The sequence below is a fragment of the Wylensekiella montiformis genome, from assembly GCF_009697385.1.
GTDB classification, from domain to species: domain Bacteria; phylum Bacillota; class Negativicutes; order Selenomonadales; family Selenomonadaceae; genus Selenomonas_A; species Selenomonas_A montiformis.
Window position 1 is genome coordinate 106,528 of sequence record NZ_VUNL01000002.1, and the last position, 18,185, is coordinate 124,712.

At 53.6% G+C, this 18,185-nt stretch carries 14 protein-coding genes; 4 read left to right on the forward strand and 10 right to left on the reverse strand.

The window, feature by feature from the left end; all coding sequences use genetic code 11:
- Nucleotides 1-261 precede the first annotated feature (261 nt).
- A complete protein-coding gene (locus tag FYJ78_RS02115) occupies nucleotides 262-984 on the reverse strand; it encodes a Tat pathway signal sequence domain protein (RefSeq protein ID WP_195847826.1) in 723 nt (240 codons plus the stop codon).
- A 221-nt stretch (nucleotides 985-1,205) separates the two neighbouring features.
- Between FYJ78_RS02115 and FYJ78_RS02120 the strand changes: the two genes are divergently transcribed.
- Nucleotides 1,206-1,412, forward strand: a complete 207-nt coding sequence (locus FYJ78_RS02120) for a hypothetical protein (protein WP_154619736.1) — start codon at nucleotides 1,206-1,208, stop codon at nucleotides 1,410-1,412.
- 78 nt (nucleotides 1,413-1,490) lie between these two features.
- Here the strand turns inward: FYJ78_RS02120 and FYJ78_RS02125 are convergent, their stop codons facing one another.
- The gene (locus FYJ78_RS02125) at nucleotides 1,491-2,909 is read right to left on the reverse strand and encodes a GntP family permease (RefSeq protein ID WP_154619737.1); all 1,419 of its coding nucleotides are present in this window, start codon (nucleotides 2,907-2,909) and stop codon (nucleotides 1,491-1,493) included.
- A 330-nt stretch (nucleotides 2,910-3,239) separates the two neighbouring features.
- Here FYJ78_RS02125 and FYJ78_RS02130 point away from each other — a divergent pair, with 330 nt between their 5' ends.
- Nucleotides 3,240-4,487, forward strand: coding sequence for an NAD(P)-dependent oxidoreductase (locus FYJ78_RS02130; protein ID WP_154619738.1), 1,248 nt, complete (start codon nucleotides 3,240-3,242; stop codon nucleotides 4,485-4,487).
- 148 nt (nucleotides 4,488-4,635) lie between these two features.
- On the opposite strand, the gene FYJ78_RS02135 is transcribed toward FYJ78_RS02130, so the two are convergent.
- The gene (locus FYJ78_RS02135) at nucleotides 4,636-5,214 is read right to left on the reverse strand and encodes a flavodoxin family protein (protein WP_154619739.1); all 579 of its coding nucleotides are present in this window, start codon (nucleotides 5,212-5,214) and stop codon (nucleotides 4,636-4,638) included.
- Between the two features lie 133 nt (nucleotides 5,215-5,347).
- On the opposite strand from FYJ78_RS02135, the gene thiT reads away from it, so the two are divergent.
- Together thiT and FYJ78_RS02145 are read left to right on the forward strand one after the other, a co-directional pair.
- Nucleotides 5,348-5,953 (forward strand): energy-coupled thiamine transporter ThiT, encoded by a 606-nt coding sequence (gene thiT, locus FYJ78_RS02140; RefSeq protein ID WP_235899767.1) that lies wholly within the window; start codon nucleotides 5,348-5,350, stop codon nucleotides 5,951-5,953.
- Entirely contained in the window at nucleotides 5,950-7,104 is a 1,155-nt protein-coding gene (locus FYJ78_RS02145; RefSeq protein WP_154619740.1) for an MFS transporter, read from the forward strand. Before thiT ends, FYJ78_RS02145 begins: the two co-directional genes overlap by 4 nt.
- A gap of 99 nt (nucleotides 7,105-7,203) precedes the next feature.
- Here FYJ78_RS02145 and FYJ78_RS02150 read toward each other — a convergent pair whose 3' ends face one another.
- The 7 genes from FYJ78_RS02150 to FYJ78_RS02180 are packed head-to-tail and all read right to left on the reverse strand — an operon-like array spanning nucleotide 7,204 to nucleotide 18,154.
- The gene (locus FYJ78_RS02150) at nucleotides 7,204-8,214 is read right to left on the reverse strand and encodes an endo alpha-1,4 polygalactosaminidase (RefSeq protein ID WP_235899769.1); all 1,011 of its coding nucleotides are present in this window, start codon (nucleotides 8,212-8,214) and stop codon (nucleotides 7,204-7,206) included.
- Between the two features lie 20 nt (nucleotides 8,215-8,234).
- Entirely contained in the window at nucleotides 8,235-10,448 is a 2,214-nt protein-coding gene (locus tag FYJ78_RS02155; protein WP_154619741.1) for a transporter, read from the reverse strand.
- Nucleotides 10,432-11,928: an exopolysaccharide Pel transporter PelG gene (pelG, locus tag FYJ78_RS02160; protein ID WP_154619742.1), complete on the reverse strand. Its 1,497-nt coding sequence runs from the start codon at nucleotides 11,926-11,928 to the stop codon at nucleotides 10,432-10,434. The genes FYJ78_RS02155 and pelG overlap by 17 nt, the downstream gene beginning before the upstream one ends.
- Nucleotides 11,928-13,352 (reverse strand): GT4 family glycosyltransferase PelF, encoded by a 1,425-nt coding sequence (gene pelF / locus FYJ78_RS02165; RefSeq protein WP_154619743.1) that lies wholly within the window; start codon nucleotides 13,350-13,352, stop codon nucleotides 11,928-11,930. Before pelF ends, pelG begins: the two co-directional genes overlap by 1 nt.
- Nucleotides 13,352-15,181, reverse strand: a complete 1,830-nt coding sequence (locus FYJ78_RS02170; protein ID WP_154619744.1) for a DUF2194 domain-containing protein — start codon at nucleotides 15,179-15,181, stop codon at nucleotides 13,352-13,354. The genes pelF and FYJ78_RS02170 overlap by 1 nt, the downstream gene beginning before the upstream one ends.
- Nucleotides 15,174-16,067 carry a hypothetical protein gene (locus FYJ78_RS02175; RefSeq protein ID WP_154619745.1) on the reverse strand — a complete coding sequence of 298 codons (894 nt, stop codon included), beginning with the start codon at nucleotides 16,065-16,067 and terminating at the stop codon, nucleotides 15,174-15,176. The genes FYJ78_RS02170 and FYJ78_RS02175 overlap by 8 nt, the downstream gene beginning before the upstream one ends.
- A complete protein-coding gene (locus FYJ78_RS02180; protein WP_154619746.1) occupies nucleotides 16,064-18,154 on the reverse strand; it encodes an NAD-dependent epimerase/dehydratase family protein in 2,091 nt (696 codons plus the stop codon). Before FYJ78_RS02180 ends, FYJ78_RS02175 begins: the two co-directional genes overlap by 4 nt.
- Nucleotides 18,155-18,185 lie beyond the last annotated feature (31 nt).

The window sequence follows — 18,185 nt, forward strand, 5'->3', positions numbered from 1 at the left end:
CTCTCGCGGGACCATTCACATCGATACGCCGGCCGGCCTTCTCACCACTGGAATCCCAGTTGCCCGCTCGCTTTGCAGCGTCCTTCCATGCTACTATTTCCCGTTCCTTGATTTATAGATCATGTAAAGTTGTTAACTTTGTTGATGTTTCATATCTTACACGCTTTTGTTTTTCTTGTCAAGACTGAAATTTACATTTTAATAAAAAAAGATGTGCAACATCATTAAGACATTACACATCTTCTGCTGAGCCACCGGAGTTCAGCCTTCATCCGGATTCTGCGGGCCGACCATCATCATGCCGTCCGGCGGTCCTCCCTGCGGGCCGTGCCCCATTTTATCCGGTCCGCCAGCCTGCGGGCGAAGCGATTTCCAATCCACGCCAAGCTGCTCTGCCACATCAGACCAGCGATTATTGATCTTTTTCTTATCCAAAACCGATTGGATATCCTCTCCTGATTTTTTCGCCAAAAGGCCGGCGCATTCGATATCCTGCGCCCGATATCCATTCCGGAGCAGCTTCAGAGCCGTATCCTTATCGACATTTCCCTTCTGTTCGATCCGCGACGCCATCATGTCGTCCATCTGCTCATGAACCTGATCACGCGTCACGCCCAGCGACTTGCCGACATCCTCCCAGGTATTCTTTTCGGTCTTCATGCCCAGCACATCTTTAAAGGACTTTCCACTGATCTTCGACAGCATAGCCGCCTGTCCAATATCGCGAAAATCCCGATTGGCTTCAATGGCTGCCTTGACTTCCGCTTCGTCCACGCCAAAGGTTTCATGAATCCGTTTTGCCATCTCGTCCGTATTCATCACGGGGCGCGGCGGACGGCCCTGATGATCCGGCGTCGAATAGGACGGTTCCTGTTCATCCGCGGACGCCTGCGCCTGCATCAACCCCGCACCCGTTCCCAAAAGAGCGGCTCCGGCTACCATTCCGATCAGGATTTTTTTGTTCATCATCTTCATCTTATCCATCGCCTTTCTTTACCGTATCCTGTACGGCAGCATAGAATTGACTATGCTGTAAGTATAGCCCGTCTCATTTAGGAGCACTTTAATCCGCTATTAAAAAGGGATGCAAAATCAGTGGAAACAAGATGAAAGGGCAAAATCGACTTATTTTACAAAAAAACGAGGAAATTTTAGGCAGGATGTCGTATAATGATTAAGTAAACAGACGAAAAGAGGTGAATGTAATGACGGATCAGGAAATCGAGAAACTTGTCCAGGACAAGCTCAGCGAAGCGTACCATGCCGAAGAGCATCCGAAGAAATTCTTTATCACCGCCAACGGCCGCGGTGTCACCGACGGTGGTGATCTCTACAATGCACTGCTCGATGATATGATGCATATCACACAAAAGGCGCTGGCAGAAATTCTCAAGGAAGCATTGAAAAAATAAACAGGCATAATGCAATAAAAGCCCCGGCAGACGGAACTCCCATCTGCCGGGGCTTTTATCGCATCCGCATCAGCGCGGTCAGCAAATCCCGGTAAGCATATAGAACAAAATGCACAGGAACGGAACAAAAAACTTCAGTCCCATAATCACAGCGATATCGTAATAAGAATCATGATGCGTCAGCCCGCAAATCGCCAGCAGGGTCACGAGCGCTCCGCAATGCGGAACCGGATCGATGCCGACCGAAGCAATCGCCACAATACGGTGAAGGACTTCCAACGGTATTCCGGCAGACGTTGCCATAGCTGCCCACTGATCCCCCAAAGCAGAAAGCGCGATCGTCAGGCCACCGGAAGCCGATCCCGTGATTCCACACATGATATTGGTCGTAATCACAGCCGACAAGAGCGGCCCAAAAGAATCCGCTATGCCGACCAGCCACTGCGTCACCGGAAGAAAGCCCGGCATCGCCGTAATGACGCAGCCAAACGCATATCCTGACGCAACGTTCAGCACCGCTGTGCCGGAAGACAAGGCCGCATAATTGATAGGAGCCAGAAACCCATCCATGACGATAAAGCGCTTCCGGCCGATATAGGCCGCCGCGACGCTGCTCAGGATAAGCGCAACACTGATGGACCAGATTGCCGACACCTTACCGACCTGAGCGGCCAGCAAAGACAGATGCAGGGGCTGAAACGCCTCCAGGCTGTCCTTATCCCAGTGGAATCCCCACGACCAGCCGAACGGATTGGAAAGGATCACATTGAGCCCGATGACCATAACCAGCGGCAAAAGCGCCCAATACCAGGGAATATGAATCTTCGGATTGCGCTTCTTCCGCCCTTCAATAACATGATTGCCGTATCCTTCCCCTCTTGCCTTGAGGATTTTCGCCCGGTGACCGACCCAGCCCCAGCCAATCAGCAGAAACAACAGGGAAGCGAAAAGGCCGATACCGGGAGCTGCCCAGGTACTAGTCTGAAAATATGACGAGGGAATAATATTCTGAATTTGCGGCGTCCCCGGCAGAGATACCATTGCAAAGGAAAAAATTCCCACCCACAAAGTCGCCGGCAGCAGACGCTTTGGAATATCCGCCTGACGAAAAACTACCGCACCGAACGGATACATGACAAAGGCAACGACAAATACGCTGAGTCCGCCGTAAGTCAGAGCGCCGCAGCCCATCAATACCGCCAGAATCGCCCGTTTTTCTCCGAGCACCTCGACAATTTTTCCGGCTACCGAAGAGGCCAGTCCGCCTTTCTCCATCAGCCTTGCAAAAACCGCACCGAACAAAAACACCGGATAATAAGTTTTCACATACTCGGCCAGACGCGTCATGTAGAGCTCACTGTACACCGGCAGAATATCAAAAATACTCGCCAGCGCTGCCAATCCGGCAAAAAAAGGCGCGATCAGGATAATCGACCAGCCGCGATAGGCAAAATACATCAGCCCCAGCAATGCCAATGCAATACAAAGTGCTTCCATGTAGTCCAAAAACTCCCTTCCACAAAAATAGGAACCAATAAAAAATTGCACAGATTTTCTTCTACGAGCAATTATAAATGCGATTTTTTCACTCATAGGAAAAGCAGCCGGCCAAACAGCCGACTGCCCAAGGATATACTCTGTGTTTATTAATTTTATAATAGCATTAATATTTTTTATTGTCAAGTTCCCCGCTGATATCGACGCAGATTTTCTTCCGCCTGCTCCTTGACGAAGCAGAAACCGGTTAATATAATAAGATTACAGACACAATTCATTATGAATAAGAAAGCAATTCGGTACGATTCAGAAAGAAACAGGTGATTTCCCATGGCAGTACATGTAATCAATGAAGCCCGGCGCTGTCTGCAGTGCAAGAAGCCTCTCTGCCGCCTCAAGGGCTGCCCGGCCCAAACGAATATTCCTGAGATGATCCGGCTTTTCCTGGAAGGAAACATTAACGATGCCGGCGCCATGCTCTTTGCCAATAACCCGATGAGCGTAGTTTGCTCGCTGGTCTGCGACCATGAAGCCCAATGCGAAGGACATTGCATTCAGGGAAGGAAAGGTGCCCCGGTACAAATTTCCAGCATTGAACACTATATCTCCGATACGTATCTCGACAAAGTCATCATGGAACATGAACCAGCCAAAGGACAGCATGTCGCGATAATCGGCAGCGGACCGGCGGGGATCACGGTAGCGGTCAAGCTGGCCCAAAGAGGATATGACATTACCATGTTTGAAAAAATGGATAAGCTGGGCGGCATGATGCGCTACGGCATTCCAGATTTCCGCCTGCCTAAGACCATCCTCGACCGTTATCAGGTCAAACTCCAGGAACTGGGCATCCATATCCGGCCAAACACCGGCATTGGCACAGCGCTGACGCTCGACACATTGTTCCGCGACGGCTATGCCGCCGTATTCATTGGTTCAGGCGTATGGCGGCCGCGCCTGCTCGGAGTCCGCGGCGAAAGTTTGGGGAACTGCCATTTCGCCGTAGATTATCTGCAAAATCCAGATGTCTATCAGCTCGGCGATTCCGTCGCCGTCATAGGGTCCGGAAACTCGGCAATGGATGTGGCCCGAACGGCAATCCGAAAAGGAAGCCGTTATGTAACAATCTACGCCCGCCATCACGAGGTTTCTGCCAGTCGCCGGGAATTCGAATATGCGCAGGCGGATGGCGTAGAATTCGAGTACAACAAAGCCGTCGATTCCATCACGCCGCAGGGACCGATGCTGCGCGAACGCCATTTCGACGAGGAGGGGCATCTGCTCTCCGAAGACGAACCGCAGCTCTTTCATGCAGACAGCACGATCATCGCGGTAAGCCAACAGCCAAAGGACAAGATCGTGCGCACGACAACGGGACTGGTCACCAACGAAAAAGGACTGGTGGAGGTCGATGAACGCGGCGCCACAACCCGCGAAGGCGTATTCTCCGGCGGAGATGTCGTCCTCGGCCCGTGGAATGTCGTTCAGGCCGTAAAGGATGCAAAAAAAGTTGCAGATGCCATGGATGAATACCTGACCCGGAAGCGCGAAGCCGCGTCTTCCAGCCAGCCGGAATGACGTTTCCCTATCCTCTATACCGTCACTACAAAAAAGAAGCCTTCGCTGCGGAAGGCTTCTTTCTTCATCCTGTTCCCTTTATCCGATGCCAAGGGGCGCTAAGACTTCCGCCTCTTCAGGCGGGAGATAAGCGCCCCTGAGTCTCACTTTATTCCTGTGTCTTTCCAGCGCGCAGCGCGTCCTGTTTCGCCTGCATTTTTGCCATGAAACGCCGCTTCATCACCAGTTTCTTCTTCATACTGTCGACAAATGCTTTCGCCTCGGCAATATCCTTCGCATCCGGATGGGAGGCAGCTTTCTTCCAGCGCTCCATGCTCTCGGGCCCGCCATGCGGATCATCGGGGCCGCTCTGTTTCCGCCGTTCCAGCAAGGCAGGATTGATTTTCCCCTGACAACCGAACGTGCCGAGAATCTCACAGCCTTCGCCCAACGCGTAACCGGCACGCGCAAACGAAGTGATCGCATGCTCGCTGTCCGGCAATGCCCCGTGTGTCTGGAAGAAAAGAACCGTCGCGTTTTTTACGCCGGCCAGATACTTCAAACTCATCGGATCCGGTCTTCCCAGCCGGAGCCAATAGCCGACAGCCACTACCTCATAACCGGACAAATCATGCGGCGCATCCTGCACGCGGAAAAGATCTGCGTCACCTGCCTGCTCAGCGATCGCCTCAGCGATCTGCCGCGTATTTCCAGTTACCGATGAATAAATCACTGCCCACTTGCCCATGAAACTCCTCCTCTTATTCTTCTGTATGTTTCGCCCATATTGTAACATACTTTCTTGTCATTCACCGTAAGCTTTGTTACAATGATCACTATGATTTTCGATTTTTTTCGCTGCAAAAAGGAAGTGCTTTATTTTGTCTGATCTTTTTTTGTCCCCCACGACCATTCTGGCCTTGATCGGCCTGCTTGCGCTCCTGCTCGGCTTCATCCGCATCCGCCGGGAAAAAATGGATGCGCATATCATCGCCGCAGCTGCTGTTTTAACCGCCCTGTCGGTTCTGCTTCAGCAATTCCGCCTCTTTCACATGCCGCAGGGAGGAAGCGTCACGGTCGGTTCGATGGTGCCCCTGCTCTTGATCTCTTACCGCTTCGGCCCCGGTGTGGGCATGCTTGCCGGCTTTATCTGCGGCATGCTGAATCTCTTCCAGGATCCCTATATTCTTCATCCGGTTCAGGTCCTGTTCGACTACCCGCTGCCATTCATGGCCATGGGGCTGGCCGGCCTGAGCGCGGGGCATATTTACCGGGGAGCAGCCGCGGCTTTTGCCGCACGATTTTTATGCCACTTCATCTCCGGTATCGTCTTTTTCTCCTCCTATGCGCCGTCCGGAACTTCGCCCATCCTTTACGCGCTGACGTTTAATGCATCGTACCTGGTTCCGGAGTTTCTGGTCTGCTGCCTGATCCTGAAGCTGCTGCCTGTCAGCCGACTGCTGAACGCGATGGGAGGGAAATCATGATGGGCCATGCTGCCGTTCTTCTTAGCCTCGGTCATCTTCTCAACGATTTCTATTGTAATTTCCTGCCGATTCTTCTGCCGCTTATCATGCCGCGGCTCGGCCTGTCGCTGACACTGAGCGGCCTGCTCATCATGGTTCTGTCGATCACCAGCAACCTGCTTCAGCCTGTATTCGGCTACCTGATGGATAAGCATAATTTCAGCCGTATCCTTCTGCCAGTCATCCCTTTCGGCGCGATCTGCATCTGCTCCATCGGCTTTATCCAAACCCGCTTCATGCTGTTTCTTCTCATCGCACTGACAGGGCTGTCGGTTTCCGCCTTTCATCCTCTCGGCTCGACACTGGCAGCCAAGTCCGCTGGAAAAACCGCGCAGGGCAGCACGATGTCCTACTACATCGCCGGCGGAAACCTCGGATATGCCTTTGCGCCGATTCTTCTCGTCGCCTTTACGCAAACCTTTTCCCTGACCCAGCTTCCCTGGCTGATCGTTCCGAGTCTGCTGCTTTCTATTCTCTATGCCCGCAGCCATCTGACCGATATTACCACCGTCCCGGACCACCTGCCCGCTGCACCGCCGCGCCTTTGTGAATTGTTTACCAACCGGGCGGTACTGAAGCTCAATCTCGCCATGGGCTTTCGCTGCTGGACACATGTATCGGTGTCCACGTTCCTGCCGCTGCTGCTCATCGGAGCAGGCTACTCCGCGCTTTCCTCAGGCAGCCTGCTGACGCTCTTTCTCATCGGCTGCACCGTTGGCGGCTTGATCGGCGGCTATCTCGGGGATCGCCTCTCGCACAAAAAAATCATCGTCGCCTCCCTCGCGCTTGGCATTTTGCCTACCTGGTACTTTTTTACCCATGCGGGGACCGCGCCACTCTCCCTTGCCGCCCTCTTTCTTGCCGGTGCCTGTCTGCTTGCTCCCCAGCCGAGTTCCGTGGTCTGGGCGCAGAAGATGATGCCTGACAACGCAGGCATGGCCTCCGGCATGATGATGGGCCTTTCCTTCGGCCTGGGCAGTATCGGCGCCGCCCTGACTGCCGCACTTGCTGACTGGATCGGCCTCCCCGCCGCTTTGCTGCTGACTACCTGTCCCTTGATAATCAGTGCCATTTTGGCCGCTCTGACCCCTTATCCGGACGAAATAGCATAAAGACAGGAATCCCCCTGAACGAGAATCGTCATTTCACGATCCGCTCAGGGGGATTCTGCTTCGTTCACGCCCGAACGGGTCGCCACGATAGTATCCCATTCATGATTCGGTTCCTTCCGTCTGCTGAAAATACTGATAGCCATCCACTACATCCAGAAAGGCCCCATCAAACCCGGCAGCCAAAATGGTATCCAGATACGCATCCGGCGTTCCGTACAAAATGTTTTTCCATTCCCTGCGCCAGTATTTCACATGAAAACTGCCCCATGCCTCGTTGCGTTCCGCCAGCCAGGATGGTTTTTTTCTATCCCATTCGGGACGCCAGTAGCTGCGATAATTCTCCGCTTCCCCCACGCTCATATATGCGTAGACCAAGCGGCGCCCTCCCTGCGGCTTCTGCTGCAGCGTTCGAACCTCATGCGCGGTCAGAGCTCTGTCTCCATAAAAAAGATCGAGGATCAGCAGATCATACCCGGACTGGCGCAGCGCATCCAGATATGCTTCGCGGGAAGAAAAATGCCCCGGATTCAGCAGAACCATAAAATTGCGCACATCCCGAAGTGAGGTACAATCGTCCGCATTAACATGACGAGGCGGCTCCTCCGGCATCGTATCCAGCAGGCGATGGAAAGAAGCCCAGCTCACATAGCCCTGACGGCGGTTCTTCTCATACGAATCCTCTGCCTGGCGAGCAGTATGCACATAGTCAAGATTGAATACCGGCATGCCTGTCCGCTGAGGAACCGCCAGCGCCTTTTTAAAATAAGCGCTGGCATCATCCGGCGCCGCCGCTCCATCTTTCATATCATAACCAAAAAAAACGGACTCGACCAGCTGTCCGTCTAAATTGGACAGCTGCTTTTTGACATTTTCCGGCGTATTGCCATCATAGGGAAGAAATAACGCCGCACCACCATTGGCCAGCAATCCGAAGGAAGGCTGCCGCGCCTTGGCATACTCGTGAATCTCGTGAATCAGCCGGACCATCTCCGTATCGTATGCCTCATGCGCTCCAGCTCTTCCCGTCAGCAGGGAAAGCACGGTGGTCAAAATCCCCCCCAGCATCGTCAGCCTGCTGAAAAAACCGCTTCGTCTCCTCAGCTGTTCCATACGTTTCACCTCCTGTCCGGTTAAAAAGATTTGCTGTACATCAGACTCATGTTCCAGCCATGAAACTTCTCGCGGCCCTGATCATGGATCACATAGCGTTCCAGCCGTGCCGACAGCTGTTCCGTTTCGCTCACCTTCCGCTCATACCCCATCAGCAAAGACATCCTGTTGCGGGACCGCGAAGGATTCTGATACCAGGGAGAAAACGTCTGACCGCGGCGCGTCATGCCATTGAGGTAGGCGAAAACCGTCTGACGGGAATCATATACATGACGGAATCCCGTGCCAGCGTAAAACCGGCGCACATCATCTCCATTGACCGCAGCGGGGCCGCGAAACGAAGTTCCGGCGGCATAGTTGCCAAGGATATAGCTCTGCCAGGAGTCCTTTGCCGTAACCTGTCGGCTGTACCAGGCACTCAAATTCCAGTCATTGCCATCCCGGTAAAAATCATCCTGCTTTTCCACTTGTCCTGCCTGCAAACGAAAGGTCTGCTGCCGTGTCGCAGCGGCTTCGGTGCAATTCAGAACAACCCGCAGCTGCTCCTTCTCCCCGGCATGAAGATATTCCAGCTCCTGCTTCCATTGCCTGCCCTGCTTATATTCTGCCAGCCGCTGCCGATAAGCGGGGCGTGCATGGCCCCCTTCGTCGACGATATCAGCCAGATAGGTATAACTGCCGTGCCAGGCCAGACTGACTCTCCCGGTCAGCGTATCGCGTTCCGTAAAATGGCGCGTGACCTCAAGGCCGGGCGTGATCCCCCAGCCCTCACCGAAATTGGTAAAGCGCATCACATCATCCGGCATGGCTGCATGCGAGCTGACCCGGTATTGTCCGGTCGGTATGTTAAAATCCAACGTATAGTGAACCGAATTGACCGGATGATCTTTTTTGATCCGCCCGCCGATCGACGTATCGGTCCATCCCGTTACCGATCCGCCCGGCTGACCGTTCGCCGAAAAAAGGAATCCGGATCCCAGGGAAAGCTCATATTTCTTTTCCGTCCGATAATAATTCAGGGGCAGATAAAGCTGGTGCGCGCGAACGCCGGCACCATGCAGATTATAATACTCCGCTCCGGCAGAGAAGGATTCTCCCTCACCGAAATGTTCCAGTGCATGATCGGCTTCTTTTTTCCAGGAAAAGGTGTCCTGTAAGCTCTGTTCTGCCTGAATAAGGGATTCATCTGCTTCTGCCTTCCAGCGCATCGCCTCCTGCAGGGCCTGTTCTCCATCACGGATATCCTGACCAGCCTCCTTCTGCTCGGCCTGCCGTTCCGCTGCAAGCTCACGGGCTTCCCGCTCCGCTTCTTCAGCATCGTCCCGGGCCTGTTCCAGTGCTTCCAGCTGTCCGTTCAACTCATCCAGCCTTTCCTGCTGTTCGTCGACAGACCGGTCCAGCTCATCCAACCGCGAAGAAATCGCCGCCATCTCATCGCTGCGGTCATCCTGCCCGGCCGTATCCTGACCGGCCGCATTCACCATATTTATGACATCCGACAGGCGGTTCTGCGCATAGTCCACGCTCTGCCAGGCTTCCTCAATGCGCTGTTCCAGGCCGTCCTCCCGCGCCTGTATACTCTGCCGAACCTCCTGCTCCGCCTGATGGTACTCCTGCTGGACAGCATCCCGATCCGCCGTCAACTCACCGACCACGGTCTCCTGATCCCATACGGCAGGAAGAAAGTCCGCCACAGCCTGCTGAGCGGCAATGGCCTCCTGCGTCCGTCTGGCGCTTTCCTGTCTGGCCAGCTGAAGTTCCTCGCTGATGCGCTGAAACGAAGTCTGCGCCCGGCTGAGATTATCCCGGGCCTCTGTTATCCCCTGTTCAGCCTGATGCTGATTCTGCTGTGCAAGCTGAAGATCTTCCTTTGCCTGCTGCAGCGCCGCTGACGCTTCACGTACATTGCGCTGCGCCGTATGGAAATCCCGAATGCGGTCGCGGGCATCCTGCATGCTCTGAAAAGCCGCGGGTATATCATTCATCGTATTGATGGCCGCCGCTTCTGCCGCACCGGCAGGCAAAACCGTCAATGCGCCCAGCGACACCGCTGCAGTCGTACGTCCCAAACAGCCGCCCGGCTGATTCATGCCGAAAAACGGCCTAAGGCGCGCCTTCCGGTTCGCAAAGCGGATGCGGCGCCGACGCGACATACGGCAAAAGGTCTGCAGCGAATCACGTTCATCCCTGCGCAGATGATTCAGGCGTTTCCGCCCTCTACGGCTCATTCGCATATCCATCCTCCTCCTTTGCCGCTCCAAGATCCACATAACGATCCCCATACAGCCATCGTACCAAACGGGTCAGCCAGCCGGCCGGCGGACAATAAAAGACCGGCTGAGCACAGAATACGAAATAGTTAATCCGTCCGGCGAAATGATTCAGCCGGCAAAAGCCAAAAAGAAAGCTTCCTGCAGCAGCCAGAAAAAAAGTAAATCCATAGCTTGCCTCGCCGAAAACATGCAGGCCAAGCATACCGAAAAGAAAATGGCTGCCAAGAAACCACAGCGCCACGCGTAAAACCTCCTGCTGATAATCAAAATAAACCATCAGGATGCAGATCAGCTGAAACAATCCGGTAAAAAACGCTCCGAACAGAATGACCTGAAACATATTGACCTGGCTGGAGGTAATACCGGCTTCTGACAGGATATAGCCGCCGAGTGCCAGAAAAATCAGCGTGAATACCAGCTGAAACTCTACAATATGGCGCAATTCAAACCACAGCGTATGCAAAAGGTCTTTCCGGGCATCATCGATTTCCCGGAAATTTCCCTTGCGGGTGATGTAGGAAAAATAGACGGAATACCGTTCATAAAACGTTGTCTCCACCGAAACAACGAACATAGTCATGAGCGGAAGAATCGAAAGAAACGCATAAAAGGTCACCACATCATACACCGGTGCATAGCGAAAGGTCCCTCCGATCTCTACGCCCCACGGTCCTTGCCAGATCAGGATGTTCGGCAGAAAGAGGCCCGCCATATAACTGAACGAGATAAAAAACAGCCGCCAGTGCCGTTCCAAATAAGGGAGAAACGCAAAATTCATGCCCCCCTCCGGCGCACCGAAATAAGCGGCAATATGAAGCAGGAGCAGCAACACCATCAGGCCCATTCCGGCATTCACAGCCAGAAGCCCGGCCTGTTCCGGCAAAAGAGAGGACGATGTCAGCAGCCAGGCGGCCAAAGCAATACTGAGCATCACCCCGGCCAGATAACTGAGCAAAAGCCGTTTATACTGCTTGACTGCAGACAGATAGACATTTTCCGTCCAGACCAGCATCTGCTGGGCAAAGAACAAATAGGCCAGCCACTTTGTCCCGGCAGGCAACGGACTGCCCCAGAAAAAAGCTCCTGCCGTCAGTCCGCTGAGAACGGTCAAAATCGCTCCCATGCCGAACAACGAGGCCATGATATCCTGATATCGGCCCAGCGACAAGGAATCGGCCAAATAGCGGGTTAATACCATCGTAAAGCCGCTCGACAGAATCTGCGAAAAAACAAAGGAATAAATCACAGAAGCCGTGAAAAGCTCGGCCGATTCTCCCTTAATGCCCAACGAATGAAACAAAAACTGTATGGCCAGCACCATACTGGTCAGCAGAAAAAACGGGCCGGCCGTAATGATAACCGAATAAGAATAGGCCCGGAGATGGCCGGCAGCCGTGCGGGCCGTAAATAATTTTTTCAATTCAAACCCGACTCCGGCCATCAGCGGCTCCTCCTCTCCTGTTCATAAATCTTCCGATACGATTCAATGAAATGCTCATACGTATAGCCCCGTCTCACCCGCTCATAGCCAATATTTCCCATCCGGCGGCGAAGATCAAAATCCTTCCCAAGGCGCACGATTTCCGCCGCCATAGCTTCATAATCCATGGGAGCGACAATCGCTCCGGCCGGACCGAGCGTATCCGTACTGTCCCCGTAAATCAATTCCCGGCAGCAGCCCACATCCGTCGTGACAAACGGACGATGCGCCGCCTGCCCCTCAAGGACGGCCAGCGGCTGTCCTTCGCTGATGCTGGAAAGCATCAGCAGATCCATTTTAGGAAGATATTCCACCACACGGACCGCTCCGGTGAACGTCACATCCTGAATGCGAAGCATTTCAACCGTTTGTTTGCACAAGGCATAGTATTCCGGATCTTCTTCCAGTCCGCCCATAATGAACAGTCTGGCGTCGGGAAGGTCCCGCTTGACAAGGAAAAATGCCCGCAGCAAAGTAACAATATCCTTAATTGGCACGACGCGAACCACCGCACCAATCGTAAAGGGACCATCATGCTGCTGTAGTTCCGGGATCCCGGCAAACTGCTCCAGATGAACACCATTCGGCACAATGCCGATTTTTTCCGGATCACAGCCCAGACTTCGCTCAATTTCCGCATTATGCTCAAACAAAGTATAAACATGATCAGCTGTCTGATAGGACAGTTTAGCCAAATTATAAAAATATTGAATCCAGACGGATTTAAAATCTCCTTTCGCCCAGTCGCTTTTGATGATCTCTACTTCCCGTTCCCGGGAATAAATGCCATGCTCTGTGATCAGAAAGGGTTTTTGATAAATCTCCGCAGCCATAGCGCCAATCACACCGCAATAGCCCGTAGCTACACTATGATATACATCTGCCTCCGGCAGCTCCTGCTGAAGCAGGAAAAAAAGCGGAATAAGCATCGAACGCAGCGTCCAAAAGAAATCCGTAAAGGGAAGATATGCATATCTTTCCTCGTAAACCTGCTGAATGACCTGAAAGAAATCACTGCTCATGAAAATATCCAGCGGGCTTTGGAAGCGCCTGCGGTCACGAAAAATGGACACCAGATCTCTGATCCGGATCGGCTGATCCCCAACGACCAGCCCATAGAGCACCTTCTTCTCCGGACCAGTCAGAATATCCTCCTTCATGCCCTGTGATTTTTGCCCAAGAATATCATCGAGGAATTCTTCCTGAATGCCGATCATATTGTCGGGAAGCTGGTAGCGGAACTTTCCCCTGTCCCTGGATTCTGCGCCGATGGAATAAACCAGAAATTCATGCTCCGGAAGCCCCTGAATCAGCATCTGGCACCAGGAGGATACCCCGCCCACTACATAAGGATACGATCCTTCCGTCAACAGGCAAATACGCATCAATCGGCCTCCTTCCAGTACAGTTCTGCCTTCGGCTCCTGTATTTCAATCATATAGCAATCTTCCCCGACCCGCTGATATACGGCTCCGCTGGCATGATCGATCTCCTTTCCGGTCCGCAGGATGAAGCGCAGCGGATGCCTGTAGTTCCAGCAATACAGTTCGAGATGGTCCGCATAGCGGATCACACGATAATCCATATCCAGATAATCGGCCAGATACTCTGCACACTCCGAGTCTGTCACCGGCCGCAGCCAGCCATAACGCTGATTCAAATCCGTCAGAAAATCACGCAGTCCCTGTTCCATCATCGCCCAGCTGTACGACTGACTCTCCTCATAAAACAATTCATCCGGATGAACGAAGTGAGAAAAGCTGCCGATATAGTTGATCACACTGATCTGTTCATATCGATTCTGCCCGCTCGGTATATAACCGGCCGTCGTGCGGGGAATTTCAAAGGTTCCGTCCTCGCGCCGGGAATAATCGGTAATATATGCACGGTCCGCTGCTGCTCCGTCAAACAAGGAAGAAAAGACCCGGATTTCCGGAAAAGCCGTCCGTACAGCCTCGAGTCCTTCGGGACTAAGGATATCCGACGGAGGCACATACGAGCGGAACGAATAGGATGGATAAATATCCCGGACATACCGTCGCAGCTCCTGAAGGGACTCAATCATATCCTCCTGACTTTCCCAGGGAATATAACCGAGGTCCCCCTGATTATAGCCGACTGGCGCCAGCGACTGATGATTGTATCCATGCAGGCCAAGCTCTCCGCCCATATCCAACAGTTCCCGGCTATAGCGGATAAAATTATCGCGGTCGCGCCGGCCCGCAGGCGGCGCAAACGGGCCTTTCACCTGATCGCCATACGATTCGATGATCAGTCCGGTGTATTTCAGTCCGAAGGACTCCGCACACTGGCGCATAAACGGCCACCAGCGTTCACGATAAAAATCCTCCGTAGTCAGGTGCATCTCATCATAAATCTTCGGGTCGGTTCCCTCCGGCACCGGCGAAGGAAAATCATCGATAAAGAACAGCTTCGTCCCCAAAACCGGGTAAATCCCATCCTGTCCGCAATGTGCAAGCATAGCGGTCAGAATACCGGCATTCGTCTTGTCGTCCCGGACTGTTCCATTATAGACCAGATACCGCCCCGCTCCGACGGCATGCTGCCAAACCAGCGGCATACCGTCTTCCGAACAGATATCCGGCACGGTATCTTCCGTCAATACAGCCTGTGTACAGCTCGTAAAATACACGGACCCTTCACCAAAGGAAACGCCCTTGCCGCCGAATAAAAAATCGGTCTGAAGGCGAATCCCCCGCACTTCTGTTTCATTTCCCAGCGAGGCAATCCCCATCTCATTCAATAGTTCCGCGTCAGGCCAGATACCATCCCCGCCGCGCTCCAGACGCATAAGGACAGCAGCTGTTCCGCCATCTGCCACATACTGCCGCAGCTCTGGCAGCGCGGCCACCCGGTCCAAACGCCCTGTCGCAACCAGCACGCCCCGATAAGATGAATCCGGCTTCACCTCTTCATCATAAACCGAAGCCGAAACCGCCTCTTTTTTTTGCCGGTTCAGCAGTTCCGTCAGGCGATGACGGGCAAACACGCTTCCCACATCACGCGGGTCGTAAAGGATCAGAAATTTTTCCCGCCCGACATCGACCGGTTCTCCCTGATAAGCTCCATCAGCGAGCTGTGTCCGGCCGTTTAACGGAAAGAGATGAAGAAAACCGTCCATCCTGCTGAACTGAAAAAAGCATCCCAGCAGAAGCACCAGCGCAAAAACCAGCAAAATCTCCCGTTTATTCATTGCTCCGCGCCCCCTCATCCCAAAAACGAAGCACATCAAGCGCCCGTTTTGATAAATGAATCGGACTCGCCTTGAGTGCTCGGATCTGTTGCTGCAGCTTTTCCGAATCCCGTTCCGCCTGACAAAGCTCGATAGCCATAAGGAACGATTCCTCCCGATCCGGAAACCGCTCCATCATCGCGCCGCAAAGCTGTCCGGCCGCGCGGAAGTTTCGGATATCCAGCAGCTGACGGATCTCTTCTTCATAATATTCCATACGATCTGGCTCCAGCTGGATCAGCCGGTTCAGCAGATCAATATAGTCTCCCTGCTTTTTCCCCCAGGTGACCGGATCCACAAAAGGCTTTTGCGCCAGATATTCACGGAGCAGCGAAGCATATTCTTCCAGCCCGTCCCGATTCTGGGAAGAGTCCGCATCGATCTCGCTTTCTTTTTGAAACAATTTCGTCTCCAATTTTTCCATCCGGGTAGTCAGCATCGAAACCGCATAATAGGCGATTTCGCGGTCCCGGTCATGCATAGCCATCTGCAGGATATTCTGATTCTCAACCACAGACTGCTTGATCGCTTCCGTAAAAAAGCGCTGCCGCTGCCGACGATCCTCTACGAGAAACGCGTCGTTCAACGGAATAATCTCCTTGCCGAATTCCGTGCCGCGGAACAACGGCTCACACGGCGCGGAAAACTCGGGCGCATTCCCCTTCTTCAAGCGCAGTATCCAACAAAAAAAACGGAACAGCAAAAGAATCGCCAATCCAAAGCCCGGCAAAAAAAACACGATCCATGCATCGGCAAAAGCCTGAATCCGGCCATGGGTTCGCGCATCCAGAATAAAAAATCCCCCCGTAAGCAGGATATGAATCAGGATCAGTCCGCCCATGCTCATGCCATCACCGCCTCACAGATTTCCGTGCGGATGCCATGACGCGCCAACCGTTCCTGAACGAGCCCTGCAATCTCTTCCCGCGCATCCGGAAGCAAGAGATAAACACAACCGTCCAGCACACCGACAAAGTCCTCATTGCGGACAACCCGATCCAGCTTCTCATCCAATCGCTCATAACTCATCCCGGTCATATCCACCCGAAGAGACGCGACCGGCAGTTCCCCCTGCACCCTGCGGCGTTCTTTCAGCTCAGCGAGTATCTTGCGGAATTCCTCTTCCTTCAGGATACGCGTCGCACCGAAATACCGCCGGGACTGGATCTCCGCCTCGTACTGATAGGCCCGTCCCATCGCGGACGAAATCAGCCGAGCCGTGACAGACAACAGATTCTGCTGAGACAGGCTCCATTGATCAAAGCGCAGATCGAAAATCTCTACGACCGCAATCACACGGTCCTGCCAGACAATCGGCGCTGCCAAATCCGGCGTGTCTTTCGTCAGCTCCCGGTTCACGTAAACCGTCTTATCCCGGATCACACCCTGAAGATAGGGAACATGTTCTACCCGAAGGGAACGCGGCTGCCGGGCCGCCTGCTCCCCATGGCGCACCTTCTGTCGCAGATACTGCTGCTGAGGCTCCAGCACATAGACTGCAATATCCTCCACGTCTAAAATCTCTGCGGTTACCTCCGCCGCCCGGGTAAATATCGATTCCAGTTCCACACGATCCAGTTTGCGGATGATCCGGTACAGCCGGCCGATACTGTCTCCTTCATTGACGATCTGACGATACAAACGGTCCTTTACAGCCAGCGTTTCTTCATACAAATTCTTCAAAAAATCATACCGCTCACGGGACTGCCGCTGCTGCCAACGAAAGGCTTCCCGTTCCTGTCTGCGGCTGTCCGAAAAATAACCGGTCAGTACAGCCGTAAACAAATAAGCGATCAAATGAAGGAGCACCGCCGGCACATAAAACAGCCCGATCAAATCGTTGCCTGCGCGAAGCAATCCGCCCAACAGCAGCACGGCAGATAATCCCATGGCCAGCAGTGCCTGACCACGGCCGTACAGGATCCCCATCGCACCAATATAAACGAAATTCAAATCCAGCGCGATATCGGCACGTTCTGCTGCCCCGTTCTGAAGGTGCGCGGCCAGCGCCATCAGCATAAAACCGGCCAAATTTTCCGCATAGGGAACCGCAGCACGCAAAAACCCGCGGAAAACGCTCGCCCCATGCGCCTGTTTTCCGGGTTCTGTTTTTTCTTCATCCTGCATTGCCTCCCAGGTAAGGCGCAGGCCGGTTTTGAGGTCGTACTTTGGCTGCCAGCCCAATTCCCGCCTAGCCGCGTCGGCGGAAAGAACAGGCATCCCGAACGGTACGGCTTCTTCTGTGGAAAACACCGGCTCATGGCCAGTGATCCCGCCAATCAGACGGCAAAAGGAACGCGCATCAACCGGACTGCCTGTCACGAGATTCAAAGGCTCTCCTTCATAACAGCGGGAAACCGCCTGATAAATTCCATAGACTGCATCATTCACATAGAGCAGGTCCCGCCTGCCCGCATCATCGGACAACGGGCGAAGCGGCGTGCCATCCCGAACAGCGCGCATCCATTTTCCTGTCAGTCCAGCGGCGCCCGAACAAAGCGGACCGTAGACTTCCGGCAGACGAAGAACGGTCAAATGCCCGCCTGTCAACTCGGCCCAGGCCGCCGCGATGCGCTCTGCCATCGCGGCATTCCGGTCATCCGGCAGCCGATGATCGGGCTCTGCAACGGCTCCTGTCGAAGAGAGCAGATACACGGACCGCACCTTTCGCCTGCTGCATATGCTGAGTGTCTTCAAAAGCCGCTCCATCGGTGCCGCTTCTTCCCGTCCCTCCGACGGGCCGGTTGCGGCATAAAGAAGCACCTCAATATTGTGCAGGCGAATCGTTTCTTCCGTCTTGCAGGAATCCGGTTCACCTGTCCAGAAGCGCCATCCCTCCTTCTCAAAAAGCGCCTGCAGGGGTCTGCTCCAAAGAGCATCATCCCCTGTCAGCAGCACCGTTTTCCTGAGCGTTTCTCTTCCCTTAGCATCCATGCTTTCCACCTGCTTTCCCCATCTTATTGTT